This is a genomic window from Cohnella yongneupensis (genome assembly GCF_042655785.1).
In the GTDB taxonomy this organism is placed as follows: Bacteria; Bacillota; Bacilli; order Paenibacillales; family Paenibacillaceae; genus Cohnella; species Cohnella yongneupensis.
The window spans coordinates 101,798-115,069 of the sequence record NZ_JBHSNC010000006.1; the positions used below are offsets into that span (position 1 = coordinate 101,798).

Genomic DNA, 13,272 nt, shown 5'->3' on the forward strand with positions numbered 1-13,272 from the left:
GAATGCCGGCATCATTGCCTAAGCGATGTTGCAATCAGATTGGCGGAGAGAGGTTATCATCTTATGCGTAAACAACAACGGTTACAATCCAGCTTCCTGCTCTTGATTACCGCTTGCATCTGGGGGTTCGCTTTCGTAGCGCAGCGTCAGGGGATGGAGCATACGGGGCCTTTTACCTTTAATGCGGTTAGATTTGCATTAGGGGCGTTATCGTTGGTGCCCCTCATTCTCGTACTCGATAGAAGATCCGGGCTGCGATGGGGTTCGCAAGAGGCCAAATCCTCTTGGAGCCGCGCGTCGGCTTCCGGGTTGTTGGCAGGCCTTATCCTGTTCTGCGGAGCGTCGTTGCAACAGATCGGGCTCGTCCATACCACGGCGGGGAAAGCTGCTTTCGTGACGGGGTTATACATAGTCATCGTGCCGTTCCTAGGCTTGTTCCTGAAGCAGCGTCTTAACTTAAACAGCGGTTTGGGTGCGATCGTGGCGGTTATCGGCTTATATCTGCTGTGCATCAAGAACGATTTCACGCTAGGAGAAGGCGACATCTACGAGCTCGTCGGAGCTTTCTTCTGGTCGGCGCATATTCTCCTCATCGACAGGCTGTCTCGTACAACGGACGTGATCAAGCTATCCTTTTTCCAAGTGTTGACCTGTTCGATGCTTAGCTTCGTCGTAGCCGTAGCAGCGGAAAAGATCGAATGGACGGGCTTGTCGCAGGCGCTTATTCCGATTCTGTATGGCGGGATTTGCTCCGTGGGTATCGCTTATACGCTGCAGGTAGTCGGACAGAAAAACGCGCAACCTACGCAAGCGGCCATTATTATGAGCATGGAAACGGTGTTCGCGGTCATCGGCGGCTACTTTATTCTGGATGAGTCGCTGGGGAGCCGAGGGATCATCGGTTGCTCGTTGATGCTCGTGGGAATGATTGTGCCCCAGCTTCCGCGAATCGGTCTTTTGCGGAGGCAACTTGCATCTACTGAGGGACGTTAGTCGGAAACAAGGGAGGGCCAGCTTGACAGGGCGGAATAGCCGCCGTTGCAACGCAAGCCATACAGGGCCGGGAACTGCCGCCATCAGGTGACAGTCCCGGTCTTTCTTTGGCTTATTCAATCAACAGCTATCCGCGGGTTTGAATTGTACGTTCTATCGCCTGCTTCATCGCTCTACCGGCTCTTCCCCAGGTCCATTTAAGCGAATCGCGTTTGCCTTGCAGCCCCTTTTTCCTGCATAGCGAGGGGTTTTCGTAAGCTGCTCTCATTATTCTTCGCAAGCTGCGCACGTCTACTTCCGCCCATTGTTGCCCCGGCTCCGCGAACAGGCTGCGGAAGCTACGCGATATGGAATGACGGCTGTTCATGCTGGCGGCAGGGTTCTTCAATTTGTAGGGGATCAGGAAAGAATTGCGGCTATTCAGGAAATCCATTTGCCCGCCCCAAGCGGTAGCAATGACAGGTAAACCGCTTGACATGGCCTCAAGAAAAGGCAAGCCCACGCCTTCCCCTCGGGTGGGGAGCACGTAAACGTCCCCTCGGTTATATAACTGCTTCATCTGTCCGCTATTCATGCGCCTGGCGATCACGGCGAGCTTAGCGGTCTTTTTCCGTATGGGGAGACTGCTCTTGTACCGTAAAATTCGCTGTTTAATCCAATTCTCATTCTCTCCCGGCGCGTAGCCATTCGTTTTAATAACCAGAGTCGCGTTGTCCTTGGGGGAGAACTCTTCCCAGAATGCTCTTAAGAGCGTTTCGGGATTTTTGCGGTGTTGGAACCCGAATACGGAGAGGAAGACGAACGGGCGTTGCGGCGACGCTACGGATCGACCGCGCTTAATCCGAGAATTCGATCCGCTGCCAACGCCGTGAGGAACGATGTAAACGGGCACTTTGACGCCGCTGTTCTTCATGGCTTTCAGGTTGTGGGTCGAGGGCACGCAGACGGCATCGAATCGGTTAATAGAGGAAAGCCATCGTCTAGGGATTCGGGTCGTCTCCCATACGGTATTGAGCAATATGGGGTGGTATTGCTTCCGTGCCTTTTTGAAATCAAGAGTATGGGGAGGGTAATGGTAGATCAGGATATTCCGCTTATTCCCGGTCTGCCGGGTGCCCGGTTTATTATTCCGGCCGGTTGTCCGCACATCGACGCCCAACCGCCGTAAGGACCGGACATAGGCTCTGCTGGCGATCCCGATACCGGATAATCGGCCTAACGGCCCCCTCCAAGTTACGCGGTAACTGGTCATGATCGCTCCGCCTTCCGTTTAGGTGATGAATTAAGATATGTCGAGCGGGTCAAAAAGAGTGGGCGTTGTTAAGATCGACTTTTTAGCTTTGCCACGGATTGAAAACGTTATCTATACCGGCTGCATTATTATTAATTTTGGGGATCTTCACGCACCATGCCCACACCTTCTATCAGAAGTTGTCCAACGTGTATCCGGGGTTTACGAAGACTAAGCTCTTCGTATGTGGATGCTCGGGCGATTACGCATGCAGATGCAATTCCACCTCTTGCGGCCGGGGTTATTATGACGGGGCTTTGACCATCAACAATAATCAAATCGATATTAGGGTTAGCGCTAATCGGGTTTGAAAATGACGCAGAGCACCGGGGTGGGTTCCGATGCTCTGTTTTATTTCCGCGACCGGATTGAAATCTAGCGGATGTGAGAATGCTAATAGATTCGGGTAATAGGTACCTACTCAAACCAATCGAAGAGGTGTCGGACGATGACGTTCCAAGCAGGCAAAACCTTTATTAACTTACCGGTCAAAGACTTGAAGGCAACGATGGACTTCTTCACCGCGCTCGGCTTCGCATTCAATACGCAATTCACGAACGACAACGCGGCTTGTCTGATCATCAACGAGAGTACGTTCGCGATGTTGATTACGGAACCGCTATTCCGCACGTTCATTACGAAGGAAATCGCGGACGCGAAGAGTAGCACGGAAGTGCTCGTGGCGCTGTCCGTCGATAGCCGTTCGCAAGTGGACGAGCTCATGAAGATAGCTCTAGCTTCCGGCGGAAGCCCGGCGAGCGATCCGCAGGACCACGGATTCATGTACAGCAGGAGTTTCCAAGACGTTGACGGCCATATTTGGGAAGTGTTCTATATGGACGAAAGCGCGGTTCCGCAAGGCTAATCGGGACGCATAACGAGGGGCCGCCGGGGTTTTTTCGGCGGCTTTTTTCATTGGGCGGACATTCCAGCAATTATGAAATTAATCTCATTAACCTTTACAGGCTCGGTCGATTCCTTTACTCTTGAACAAAGCAAAGTTTGTCGAAGGAGTCCGATATGAGTCTGGTACAGAAGATGAAGAAGCGGATAGGCAAGCCCATGCTCGTTGCGATCGGGGCGTTGCTCTTATCGGCTACGATACCGCTGACCGCGGTTGCCGCTCAGGAGAAAGTAACGGAAGCGGAGAACGTGAAGATCGAATTAGATGGACAAACGATAAAGCTCGCCGATCCTATAAGGGAGAAGGCGGACAGGTTGTACCTTCCGGTCGCGCAGCTGGCCAAGATGTTCGGGGCTAAGGTAGACTGGGATGCGAAAAACGAAGAAGCGACGATCGATACGAAGTACGGGGATCGCATCGTGCTCGGCAATGGCGTGCCGGTCGTTTATTTCAACGACGCGCGCTATATTATGGATGCGTTTCCATTCGAGACCGACGGACGCATGTACGTTCCTTTGCGCGATGCCGCCGAATTGCTGCATGCCAAAGTTAGCTGGAACGACGAAGAGCGAACGGCCGTATTGGAGTCCGTTCCGCTGGCCGTCGTGACCGAAGAGCTGGGTTTGGCCGAGATCAGCAAACAAGTCGGAAGCAGTCCCAAAGAGCTGCTGAAGCGTAACGAGCTGGATTCCGAAGACGCCATCGTGACGGGGAAGAAGCTTCGCGTCGTCATTCCGTCCCTTATGGACCATGCGGCGAAGCCGTTCACGGACAAAGACAGGCTGCTGCTCGCGAAGATTACGCAAGTCGAAGCCGGAGACGAGTCTTATGAAAGCCAGTTAGCGGTGGCGAACGTCATTTTGAACCGGGTGAAGAATCCGCAGTTCCCGGATACGATCAAAGACGTCATCTACTCCGGCAAGCAATTCCCGCCGGCGCATAACGGGCTGCTCGACCGAAGCGTACCGCAAGCCGACGCGCTGCGTGCCGCGAAAGACGCGCTGAACGGCAAAAGCAACGTCGAGGATGCCGTCTATTTCTACAATCCCAAAGTATCCAAAGGCGAGTTCTGGGCTAGCCTGACGGTAATCGATACGATTGGGTCCCACCGATACGCGAAGTAAGAGCGAATAGTCAAAGGGCAGGGAAGTCACCCGTTATACGGTGACGACCCTGCTCTTTTGTTGTATGCGTTCCTATGTTTCATTTGCTGCAAGTTGGCTATCGATGAGCGTCTTGGCCGCCGAGGAGAATAATTCCGGTCTGAATTCCGCTTTGTTGATATAAGCAACCATGACCGCGCCGCTCCACAGCATGCGGATCTGCTCGACTAACTGATGGGACTCGGCAATGCCGGCTTGCTGCACCACCTGCTCGAGCTCTTCCCATAACGCGCTCCGACATTCGAGAGCTTTCGCATGGCCGGGATGTTCGATATCCGGAAATTCGACCGCAGTGTTCATGAACGGGCATCCCCGGTAACCGTACTGCTTCATATTCTCGGCTAGCTTATCCATAAGGGAACGCAAGCGCTCCGGTTCGGAATCGAAGGGCTCGCTCCGCGCTCTGGCGAAGAAGTTGACGATCCGGCCGAGACGGTGCTCTAGATAGGCAACGATCAGATCGTCCTTGGTCGCGAAATTTCGATAAAAGCTGGCTTTGGCAACACCCGACTCCGCAATGATCCGATCGATGCCGACTGCCCGAATCCCCTCGCGGTAAAACAAATCGTCCGCTACCCGCAGTATCCTCTCACTTGCAGACTCCTTCTTGCCCTCCATGTTGAGCACCCGCCTCAGCTTATATTTTTACCAATTTATGAATGGGAAAAGATTGACATGAGACAGAACTGTCTGTATTATAAGGGCATGAAAGGAGACAGATCTGTCTCTTATATTCTAAATAAGGCTGGCGGGTCCTGTCAACCGCAATAGCCAAGTTCCCGGAAAGAGGTGCAAGAAATGAAGAACGCTAATCCGCCTACGCAGTCGGTCGATCCAAGAAGGTGGCTGTCGCTCTCCGTCATTATCGTGGCCGTGTTCATGGTCGTGCTCGATACGTTCATCGTGAACGTCGCTTTACCGTCGATCGAGAACAATTTGCATGCCGATTTCGCCAAGCTGCAACTAATTGTCGCCGCGTATATATTGGGATATGCCGTCTTGCTCATAACGGGGGGCAGAATGGGCGACCTGTACGGCCGCAAAAAGATGTTTCTGACCGGCGTAGCGGGTTTTGTCGCCGCCTCCGCTTGGTGCGGCTTCGCCGGTTCGGCGGATATGCTTATCATAGCGCGGGTGTTTCAAGGGATCTCCGCGGCGGCAATGACGCCTCAGGTGCTTTCGTTGATTCACGTGACTTTTCCCGCGGGAGAAAAAGGGAAGGCGCTCGGGATATATGGGGCGGTGTTGGGATTGGGGGCCGTTACGGGGCAGCTCGTAGGAGGCCTACTGCTGCAAGCCGATTGGTGGGGAATGGGCTGGCGGTTAGTATTCCTCGTGAACATTCCGGTCGGTATCGCGGCTTTCGCGTGCGCGCTATGGCTAGTTCGCGAATCGCGCACCGCGGAGCGTAAGAAGATGGATACGACTGGCATCGGTATACTGACGGCGGGACTGGTCTTATTCATCTACCCGATCGTCGTCGGAAGGGAGCAAGGCTGGCCTTGGTGGGTATTCATCAGTCTTGCGGCATCGCTCGCCATCCTCGCGGGTTTCGTTCGATACGAGAGCAGATTGCCTGGCAGGGGCACGTCGCCGCTACTGCCGATGACGTTGTTCCGGGAACGTTCATTCCGCCTCGGCATAATAATCGTATCGATATTCTTCAGCGGAAACTCGGCTCTGTATCTCATCTTCTCCGTATTCATGCAGAGCGGGCGCGGAGCAACGCCGATGGAATCCGCCTACGCTTTCGTTCCGATGGCAATCGGCTTCTTCTCGGCTTCCCTGCTTGCCCCGAGATGGAAACGGCGGTGGGGAAACCGCGTGCTCCAAGCCGGAGCGCTGCTCATGGTTATCGGCTATGCTGCGCTTATCCTGATCCTCGGCTACACTTCCGGTCTTGGACTGGCCGAGATGTTCCTGCCGGTACTCCTAGCAGGCTTCGGTCAGGGGGCCATCACTTCGCCGCTCATTCATACGGTGCTTGCCGACGTTCAGCCTCAGAACGCTGGAGCGGCTTCGGGGGCGTTCAGCACGTTCATGCAAATCTCGTCGGCGGTTGGCATCGCCATTATCGGCACCTTATATCAGTCCATGGTCGAGCATAGCGGGCAGAGCTCTCTTGCTGCGGCGCATGTTCACACCTTGCAATGGTCGCTAGTTATTTTGATTGCGCTCGCGATGCTGACTTTCGTGCTTCTCGCGGCGATTAGCAGCAAGCGCGCACCGGACGCGAAGCCTGCGGAGAAGGCGAAGGCGATGGCGAGATGATCGCGAGTGTCCGATGAATACATCTATCCTCCCGCGCTCACACTGTAATGATAAGAAGCAAAGGAGGCATAACTAATGAACATTCTACGGGCACAGGAGATCGCCGCATCCCCGAATATGGAGAACGTGGAGTATAACGGAGTCCCGGTCTATATCCAGCGCGTGGACCAAGAAAACGAGACGGCAAGAATTTACCCCCTCGATCAGCCGGACCAAGAACAAGAGGTGCCGGTGCGGAGTCTTACCGAGCCTTCGTCTTCGATGGCTATGGAAGTCGAGCAAATCGCATGCCGGGTTTCGAGCAACGATACATAGCTGTACTTGGCAAGGGTTTACCGGTACAATAGAGGAACAAATGTTCTTCTCGGAGGCTTTGAGCCCATGCCGGATATCGTCAACCTATCGGTTAGAAGCCTTGTCGAGTACGTCTGTTCAAGCGGAAGCATCGATTCCGGGTTTCGGACGGCCAGCACGCTGCCGGGCGGGACGAAGGCGCATCAGAAAATACAGAAGCAGTACGGCGATTCGGATCAGAAGGAAGTTTATTTAAGCGCGGAGATTCCCTGTGGGGATCTCCTCTTTGTCGTGGATGGACGTTGCGACGGTTTGCTGGTTGACGCAAACGGCGGCATTACGATAGATGAAATCAAGTCGACGGAACGGGACGTCCTGTCGATGTTGGAAGCGGATGCCCCTCTCGTTCACTGGGCACAAGCTAAGCTGTATGCCTACATGTACGCGCGCGAAAACGAGGTTGAGTGGTTGCGGGTCCGACTGACCTACGTCCGCATAGATACGGAGGAGCAGCGGCGGTTCGAGCGGGAGGTTACGTTAGCTGAGTTGTCGGCTTTCGCGGAACAACTCGTTGAAAGCTACGCTCCATACGCTAAGCTGTTGGTTCGGAACCGCACACTCAGGAACGACAGCATCGGCGAGCTCGGGTTTCCTTTTAAGGATTACCGCAAAGGCCAACGGAAGCTGGTCGGGTCCGTCTATAAGGCGATCGACGAGAAGCGCAAGCTGTTCGCCAAAGCGCCGACGGGCATTGGGAAGACCGTATCCACGCTGTTTCCGGCCATTAAGGCGATTGGCGCAGGCAAGATCGAGCACCTCTTTTACTTAACGGCCAGAACGATTACGAGAACGGCGGCGGAGGACGCGCTTGCGTTGATGAAGGAGCAAGGGCTGAACCTGCGATCGGTCACGGTGACGGCTAAGGAGAAGATTTGTTTTCGGGATCAGGTCGATTGCCGGCCCGAGGCGTGCCCGTACGCGGACGGTTACTATGATCGGATTAACGGTGCCGTCATGGACTTGTTGGAGCAGGATACGCTAATCCGCCGGGACGTCATAGAGAGCTGCGCGCGGAAGCATACGGTGTGTCCTTTCGAGCTGTCGCTCGACGCAGCTTATGGGGCGGATGCCGTCATCTGCGACTACAACTATTTGTTCGACCCTCGGGTATCGTTGAAAAGGTTGACCGGAGAGCGCAAGCAGGGCACCGTTCTGCTCGTGGACGAGGCGCATAATCTGATCGATCGCGCCCGCGAGATGTATTCGGCGGCGTTGGAGAAGAGGGATTTTCTCGAGCTGGAGCGGGAATTCAAGGGCGTTCGCGAAGACGTTCGCGCGGCTGCCAAAGCGGTGAACAAGTGGTTCATCGAGCTTAAGAAACGCATTGTCGGCGAAGCAGACGTGTCGAAGGAGCCGCCAGCGAAGCTGCTGGAGCTCGTCGAGGGTTTCGTTGCCGTTGCGGAGCAGGCGTTGGCCAGCGGGACGATTACGAGCGAGAGGCTGCTGGACGTCTATTTCTCGGCTTTGAGCTTTATTCGCATCGGCAAGCTGTATGACGACAGCTACGTTACTTACGCCGAGCTGGATCGGAATGACGTCCGGCTGAAAATGTTTTGCATGAATCCGTCGAGCCTGCTGAAGCAGATGGGCAAAGGGTTTCGGGCGCACGTCTTCTTCTCGGCGACGCTATCTCCGCTGAGTTATTACATGGACATGCTGGGCGCGGGAGAAGAAGATTATTCGGTCACGCTTGGCTCTCCGTTCGCGAAGGAGCAATGGGAGTTTGAGATCGTGCCGCTTTCTACTAGATACGTTGATCGTGCCGCGACAAAGGATCGGTTGACGGCGAAGCTTCGGGCAACTGTGGATAAGCGTCCCGGCAACTATTTGTTTTTCTTTCCTTCCTACGCTTATATGAACGTGATTTACGAAGCCTTCATGGAGGGAATCGAGGGCGCCACGGGAATCCGAACGTTATTGCAAACGCCGAACATGGCGGAAGAGGAGCGGGAACGCTTCTTAGGTGCGTTCGTCGGAGGGCAAGAGGGGAGCTTGATCGGTTTTGCGGTCATGGGCGGCATTTTCTCGGAAGGCATCGATTTGGTAGGAGACCGGCTTACCGGCGTGGCGGTAGTCGGAACGGGAATGCCGAAGCTGGGGCTGGAGCCGAATTTGATCAGCGGATATTTTGCCGGCGAGGGCAAGAACGGATTCGATTATGCGTACGTTTACCCTGGAATCAACAAGGTGCTGCAGGCCGGAGGCCGGCTTATTCGCTCGGAGCACGACCGCGGCGTTCTCATGCTCATAGACGATCGCTATCTGGAACCGCGTTATTCGCGGCTGTTGCCGGAGGAGTGGCGATAGGCGCAGAAACATTTTATGGGAAAATTAGTTGCAATAGCATTCTACCTCGCATATACTTCAATTAGTTGCAATAACATCCTATTGAGGGGTGAGGGAAAATGAAAGACGATTGGGCGGTGCCGCATGGCCATTCCGTGGAGTCTCACGGAAAGTACATTTCGGCGATTTATCGCCATATGCAGGTTCTCATCGCGGCCGAGCTGGCTCCTTATCGTATCGGAAGCGGGCAATACATCTTCCTGATGTCGATCGCAAGTCAGGGGAGAACGACGCAAAAGGCGCTAAGCGAGGAGCTGTTGATCGATAAAACGACGACGGCGAAGGCGATCGCGAAGCTGGAGGCCGAAGGCTACGTGCGGAGGGAACCCGATCCGGCGGATAATCGGTACCATTTGCTGCAGTTGTCGGAAGCGGGCAAGGCGGTTATTCCGGACGTTCAAGAGGCGCTGAGCCGCGTGAAAGACAAAACCCGCATGGGCCTAGCGGATGGGGAGTATGCGCTGTTACTGGATCTATTGAAGAAAGTGCTTCGCAATGTGAGCCAATAGGAGGCTAATCCATGAGCGCGAGCAATAAGGACATCTTGACCGAAGCGTTGTTATCTTGGGCGGGAGTAACGGTGGAGCCCCATCGATTCGGCGGAATCGAATTTGCGTTCGAAGGCAAGGAAATCGGGCATCTCCACGGAGATCAGCTCGTTGACGCACCCTTGTCGAAAGCGATGCGCGATGAATGCGTCGCTGCCGGCAAAGCTGAGCCCCATCACATTTTCCCCGAATCGGGGTGGGTGTCGATCTATTTGAATTCGGAGGCGGAAGTCGCGGGCGCTTTAGAAATATTGCGAATGAATTATGAGCGTTTGACCAAAGGGAGGACGAAACCATGATCATAGCCAATCCGTTCGTCGCGGTAGATAACTGCAAAGATCAGCTTAGCTTCTATCAAGGGTTATTCGGCGGCGAGGTTGTCGTGCTGAGGAAGCAAGGGGACGAGGTTCTTAACGCGGAAATCCGACTGGGCGGCAGCAAAATCTCTTTCGCCGACACCCAAGCGGCTAGGCCATCGGCGAAAGGCGACAATGTGAGAGTCTTCTTGCGAATCGAGGCGGAAGAGGAGTTTCATCAGGTGTATGAAGGGCTGGCAGCGGGCGGAGTTGTCGTTACGGAAGCGTATAAGGCGCCCTTCAACGGGCTGCTTGGCGTCGTGACGGATCGGAACGGGGTTTGTTGGGTGCTTTCTTATTATCGGGGTTAGCGGACGGGATTAAAATTATAGGCGAGAAGCAGAGCATGGCGGTCTGTCGCTATTGCTCTTTTTTTATCCGATTTTATCGCATCATTAGGGATATTTTAACAAACCGCGCCTAAAATCCTAAATTTCCCATACAAATAGCCGATAATAGTCCTAGGAGTCTAGTGATTTCGGAGGGCATAAGATGAAAATTAGGCGAAAAATAAGTAGGGGTATTGCTAGAAAAACGAATATCATCGTATCGATGGCTATGGTTTTAACCCAGCAGATTTCCCCGTTTATCCATCAGGCATCGGCGAAATCATCCGATTACACGCCCGTAACCTATCTGACGATTCCTATTGGGAAGAAATTCAAGATGGATATTGCCGATCAATATATTTTACAAGCTAACGGATATAATGGAGCCATTATTAGTATTACATCGAGCGCGGGAAACGTACTGACGATTGAACCTCTCAAGGAGGGCAGTACTTTTTTAAGTTTGACTTTTAACGATAACAGCGGATCCGTGACCCAGACTTTCGTAATTAACGTCGTCGATTCAGGTGCCGATAAGACGCTGGATATCGGCGATATCGTAAAGTATTTGAATGCCAATACTTCCTCACTGCTTGTGAGCGATATTAGCAATATGCTCAATAACCTTGGGCCGGTTTTATATCCTGCATCCTCATCGGTCGTGATTAATTATGCGCCGATAGCTTTGCAGTCGCAATCGGTGTTCGTTTACAACCCGACGAGCGTCGTCTATGTTTCGAATGTAGACAGCTTGTATTCGAGCTTCTTCGATGCAAACGGCACGAGCGACTTAGTTGGGTTTAATATCGTCCAAGCGCCTAACCCGGCTAGCGGCGTGTCGGTATCGATCGATGGAACAACGCTGCATTTAGGCGGTACGCCGACGATGCCGGCTTCGTTCAAGGTGAGAGCGACAGACAGTCAAGGCTTGTTCGCAGATATGACTTACAAGGTTAACTTTACGCCGGAGTCTTTAGGCGCTCAGCCTACGATCGCCATAACCGGCTCGCCAACGACGGTCGATCTGAGCAGCTACTTCATCGATCGAGATGGAGATGCATTAACCTACTTGTTGGCGGGCGTGGAAGGCGTGGGGCACTGGGCTGCGATCAGCGGTAGCGTCTTGAGTGTTTGGGGCGATGCAACGCTTCCGGCTCAAGTTATAGTCGGGGCCTCTGACGGCTATTACACGGCGATCAACACGGTGAGCTTTGCCGGACAGAACGTGGCGCCGGAGGCGCTATCGTCGCAGTCGGTGTTCGTCTACAACCCGACGAGTGCCGTTTACGCTTCCGGCGTCAGCAGCCTGTACTCGAGTTTTTACGATGCGAACGGCACGAGCGATTTGGTCGGGTTCATGCTCGTCCAAGCACCAAATCCTGCAAGCGGAGTGTCTGTATCGATTAACGGATCGACTCTGCATCTTGGCGGCACGCCGACGATGCCGGCTTCGTTCGTCGTGCGCGCTACCGACAGCGCAGGACAGTTCGCCGACCAAACGTACAAGGTTAATTTCATGCCGGAGTCTTTAGGCGCACAGCCTACGATCGCCATAACCGGCTCGCCAACGACGGTCGATCTGAGCAGCTACTTCATCGATCGAGACGGAGATGCTTTAACCTACTTTTTGGCGGGGATGGAAGGCGTGGGACATTGGGTTGCGATTAGCGGCAGCGTCCTGAGCGTTTGGGGCGATGCAACGCTTCCGGCTCAAGTTATAGTCGGGGCGTCTGACGGCTTCAGCTATTACACCGCGCTCAACACGGTGAGCTTTGCCGGACAAAATGTGGCGCCGGAGGCGCTATCGTCGCAGTCGGTGTTCGTCTATAACCCGACGAGTGCCGTCTATGCTTCGAGCGTAGACAACTTATATTCGAGCTTCTTCGATGCAAACGGCACGAGCGATATAGTTGGGTTTACGATCATCCAAGCACCAAATCCTGCAAGCGGAGTGTCTGTATCGATTAACGGATCGACTCTGCATCTTGGCGGCACGCCGACGATGCCGGCTTCGTTCAAGGTGCGAGCGACAGATAGTCAGGGCTTGTACGCAGATAAAACGTATGCGATAAACTTTACGCCGGAGGCCGTTGCTAGGCCGGCTGTCTATCCTTCGGGAGTATTTGTGTCAGTCGATCTTAGCAGTTATTTTACCGATCGAGACGGAGACAGCTTGAACTATTACGTAACACCGATCGACGACGAGCACTCGATTTGGATAAGCGGCAGCATTTTGAACGTCTGGAGCGAAAGCGTCGCGCCTTATCAATTGCAAATCGGGGCGTCTGACGGCTTCAGCTATTACACCGCGCTCAACACGGTGAGCTTTGCCGGACAAAATGTGGCGCCGGAGGCGCTATCGTCGCAGTCGGTGTTCGTCTATAACCCGACGAGTGCCGTCTATGCTTCGAGCATAGACAACTTATATTCGAGCTTCTTCGATGCAAACGGCACGAGCGACATAGTTGGGTTTACGATCATCCAAGCACCAAATCCTGCAAGCGGAGTGTCTGTATCGATTAACGGATCGACTCTGCATCTTGGCGGCACGCCGACGATGCCGGCTTCGTTCAAGGTGCGAGCGACAGATAGTCAGGGCTTGTACGCAGACAAAACGTATGCGATAAACTTTACGCCGGAGGCCGTTGCTGGGCCGGCTGTCTATCCTTCGGGAGTATTTGTGTCAGTCGATCTTAGCAGTTATTTTACCGATCGAG

At 53.8% G+C, this 13,272-nt stretch carries 11 protein-coding genes and 1 pseudogene; 10 read left to right on the forward strand and 2 right to left on the reverse strand.

Annotation, left to right across the window (positions count from 1 at the left end; genetic code table 11):
- The first annotated feature begins 63 nt into the window (after positions 1-63).
- Positions 64-993 carry a DMT family transporter gene (locus tag ACFPQ4_RS02020; RefSeq protein ID WP_378110054.1) on the forward strand — a complete coding sequence of 310 codons (930 nt, stop codon included), beginning with the start codon at positions 64-66 and terminating at the stop codon, positions 991-993.
- A 127-nt stretch (positions 994-1,120) separates the two neighbouring features.
- On the opposite strand, the gene ACFPQ4_RS02025 is transcribed toward ACFPQ4_RS02020, so the two are convergent.
- A complete protein-coding gene (locus ACFPQ4_RS02025) occupies positions 1,121-2,245 on the reverse strand; it encodes a glycosyltransferase (protein ID WP_378110055.1) in 1,125 nt (374 codons plus the stop codon).
- 487 nt (positions 2,246-2,732) lie between these two features.
- Between ACFPQ4_RS02025 and ACFPQ4_RS02030 the strand changes: the two genes are divergently transcribed.
- Both ACFPQ4_RS02030 and ACFPQ4_RS02035 read left to right on the forward strand, forming a co-directional pair.
- A complete protein-coding gene (locus ACFPQ4_RS02030) occupies positions 2,733-3,149 on the forward strand; it encodes a VOC family protein (protein WP_378110056.1) in 417 nt (138 codons plus the stop codon).
- Positions 3,150-3,304: 155 nt separating this feature from the next.
- On the forward strand, positions 3,305-4,312 hold the full coding sequence (locus ACFPQ4_RS02035) for a cell wall hydrolase (RefSeq protein ID WP_378110058.1): 1,008 nt from the start codon (positions 3,305-3,307) through the stop codon (positions 4,310-4,312).
- 72 nt (positions 4,313-4,384) lie between these two features.
- On the opposite strand, the gene ACFPQ4_RS02040 is transcribed toward ACFPQ4_RS02035, so the two are convergent.
- Positions 4,385-4,969, reverse strand: coding sequence for a TetR/AcrR family transcriptional regulator (locus ACFPQ4_RS02040; protein ID WP_378110059.1), 585 nt, complete (start codon positions 4,967-4,969; stop codon positions 4,385-4,387).
- A gap of 180 nt (positions 4,970-5,149) precedes the next feature.
- Here ACFPQ4_RS02040 and ACFPQ4_RS02045 point away from each other — a divergent pair, with 180 nt between their 5' ends.
- From ACFPQ4_RS02045 to ACFPQ4_RS02075, 7 genes and pseudogenes are all read left to right on the forward strand, one after another.
- Positions 5,150-6,622: an MFS transporter gene (locus ACFPQ4_RS02045; protein ID WP_378110060.1), complete on the forward strand. Its 1,473-nt coding sequence runs from the start codon at positions 5,150-5,152 to the stop codon at positions 6,620-6,622.
- A 75-nt stretch (positions 6,623-6,697) separates the two neighbouring features.
- Positions 6,698-6,871, forward strand: a pseudogene (locus ACFPQ4_RS02050) (small acid-soluble spore protein H); the annotation flags it as partial.
- Between the two features lie 132 nt (positions 6,872-7,003).
- Positions 7,004-9,283 carry an ATP-dependent DNA helicase gene (locus tag ACFPQ4_RS02055; protein ID WP_378110062.1) on the forward strand — a complete coding sequence of 760 codons (2,280 nt, stop codon included), beginning with the start codon at positions 7,004-7,006 and terminating at the stop codon, positions 9,281-9,283.
- Positions 9,284-9,381: 98 nt separating this feature from the next.
- Positions 9,382-9,831 carry a MarR family winged helix-turn-helix transcriptional regulator gene (locus ACFPQ4_RS02060; RefSeq protein WP_378110063.1) on the forward strand — a complete coding sequence of 150 codons (450 nt, stop codon included), beginning with the start codon at positions 9,382-9,384 and terminating at the stop codon, positions 9,829-9,831.
- Positions 9,832-9,842: 11 nt separating this feature from the next.
- Positions 9,843-10,169, forward strand: a complete 327-nt coding sequence (locus ACFPQ4_RS02065; RefSeq protein ID WP_378110065.1) for a luciferase domain-containing protein — start codon at positions 9,843-9,845, stop codon at positions 10,167-10,169.
- The gene (locus ACFPQ4_RS02070; protein WP_378110067.1) at positions 10,166-10,537 is read left to right on the forward strand and encodes a VOC family protein; all 372 of its coding nucleotides are present in this window, start codon (positions 10,166-10,168) and stop codon (positions 10,535-10,537) included. The genes ACFPQ4_RS02065 and ACFPQ4_RS02070 overlap by 4 nt, the downstream gene beginning before the upstream one ends.
- A 181-nt stretch (positions 10,538-10,718) precedes the next feature.
- The coding region (locus ACFPQ4_RS02075) for a hypothetical protein (protein ID WP_378110068.1) at positions 10,719-13,272 on the forward strand (2,554 nt) is incomplete at its 3' end.

Coding starts and splice junctions, on each gene's coding strand:
- ACFPQ4_RS02020 (WP_378110054.1), top strand. CDS start 64: ATGCGTAAACAACAACGGTTACAATCCAGCTTCCTGCTCTTGATTACC.
- ACFPQ4_RS02025 (WP_378110055.1), bottom strand. CDS start 2,245: ATGACCAGTTACCGCGTAACTTGGAGGGGGCCGTTAGGCCGATTATCC.
- ACFPQ4_RS02030 (WP_378110056.1), top strand. CDS start 2,733: ATGACGTTCCAAGCAGGCAAAACCTTTATTAACTTACCGGTCAAAGAC.
- ACFPQ4_RS02035 (WP_378110058.1), top strand. CDS start 3,305: ATGAGTCTGGTACAGAAGATGAAGAAGCGGATAGGCAAGCCCATGCTC.
- ACFPQ4_RS02040 (WP_378110059.1), bottom strand. CDS start 4,969: ATGGAGGGCAAGAAGGAGTCTGCAAGTGAGAGGATACTGCGGGTAGCG.
- ACFPQ4_RS02045 (WP_378110060.1), top strand. CDS start 5,150: ATGAAGAACGCTAATCCGCCTACGCAGTCGGTCGATCCAAGAAGGTGG.
- ACFPQ4_RS02055 (WP_378110062.1), top strand. CDS start 7,004: ATGCCGGATATCGTCAACCTATCGGTTAGAAGCCTTGTCGAGTACGTC.
- ACFPQ4_RS02060 (WP_378110063.1), top strand. CDS start 9,382: ATGAAAGACGATTGGGCGGTGCCGCATGGCCATTCCGTGGAGTCTCAC.
- ACFPQ4_RS02065 (WP_378110065.1), top strand. CDS start 9,843: ATGAGCGCGAGCAATAAGGACATCTTGACCGAAGCGTTGTTATCTTGG.
- ACFPQ4_RS02070 (WP_378110067.1), top strand. CDS start 10,166: ATGATCATAGCCAATCCGTTCGTCGCGGTAGATAACTGCAAAGATCAG.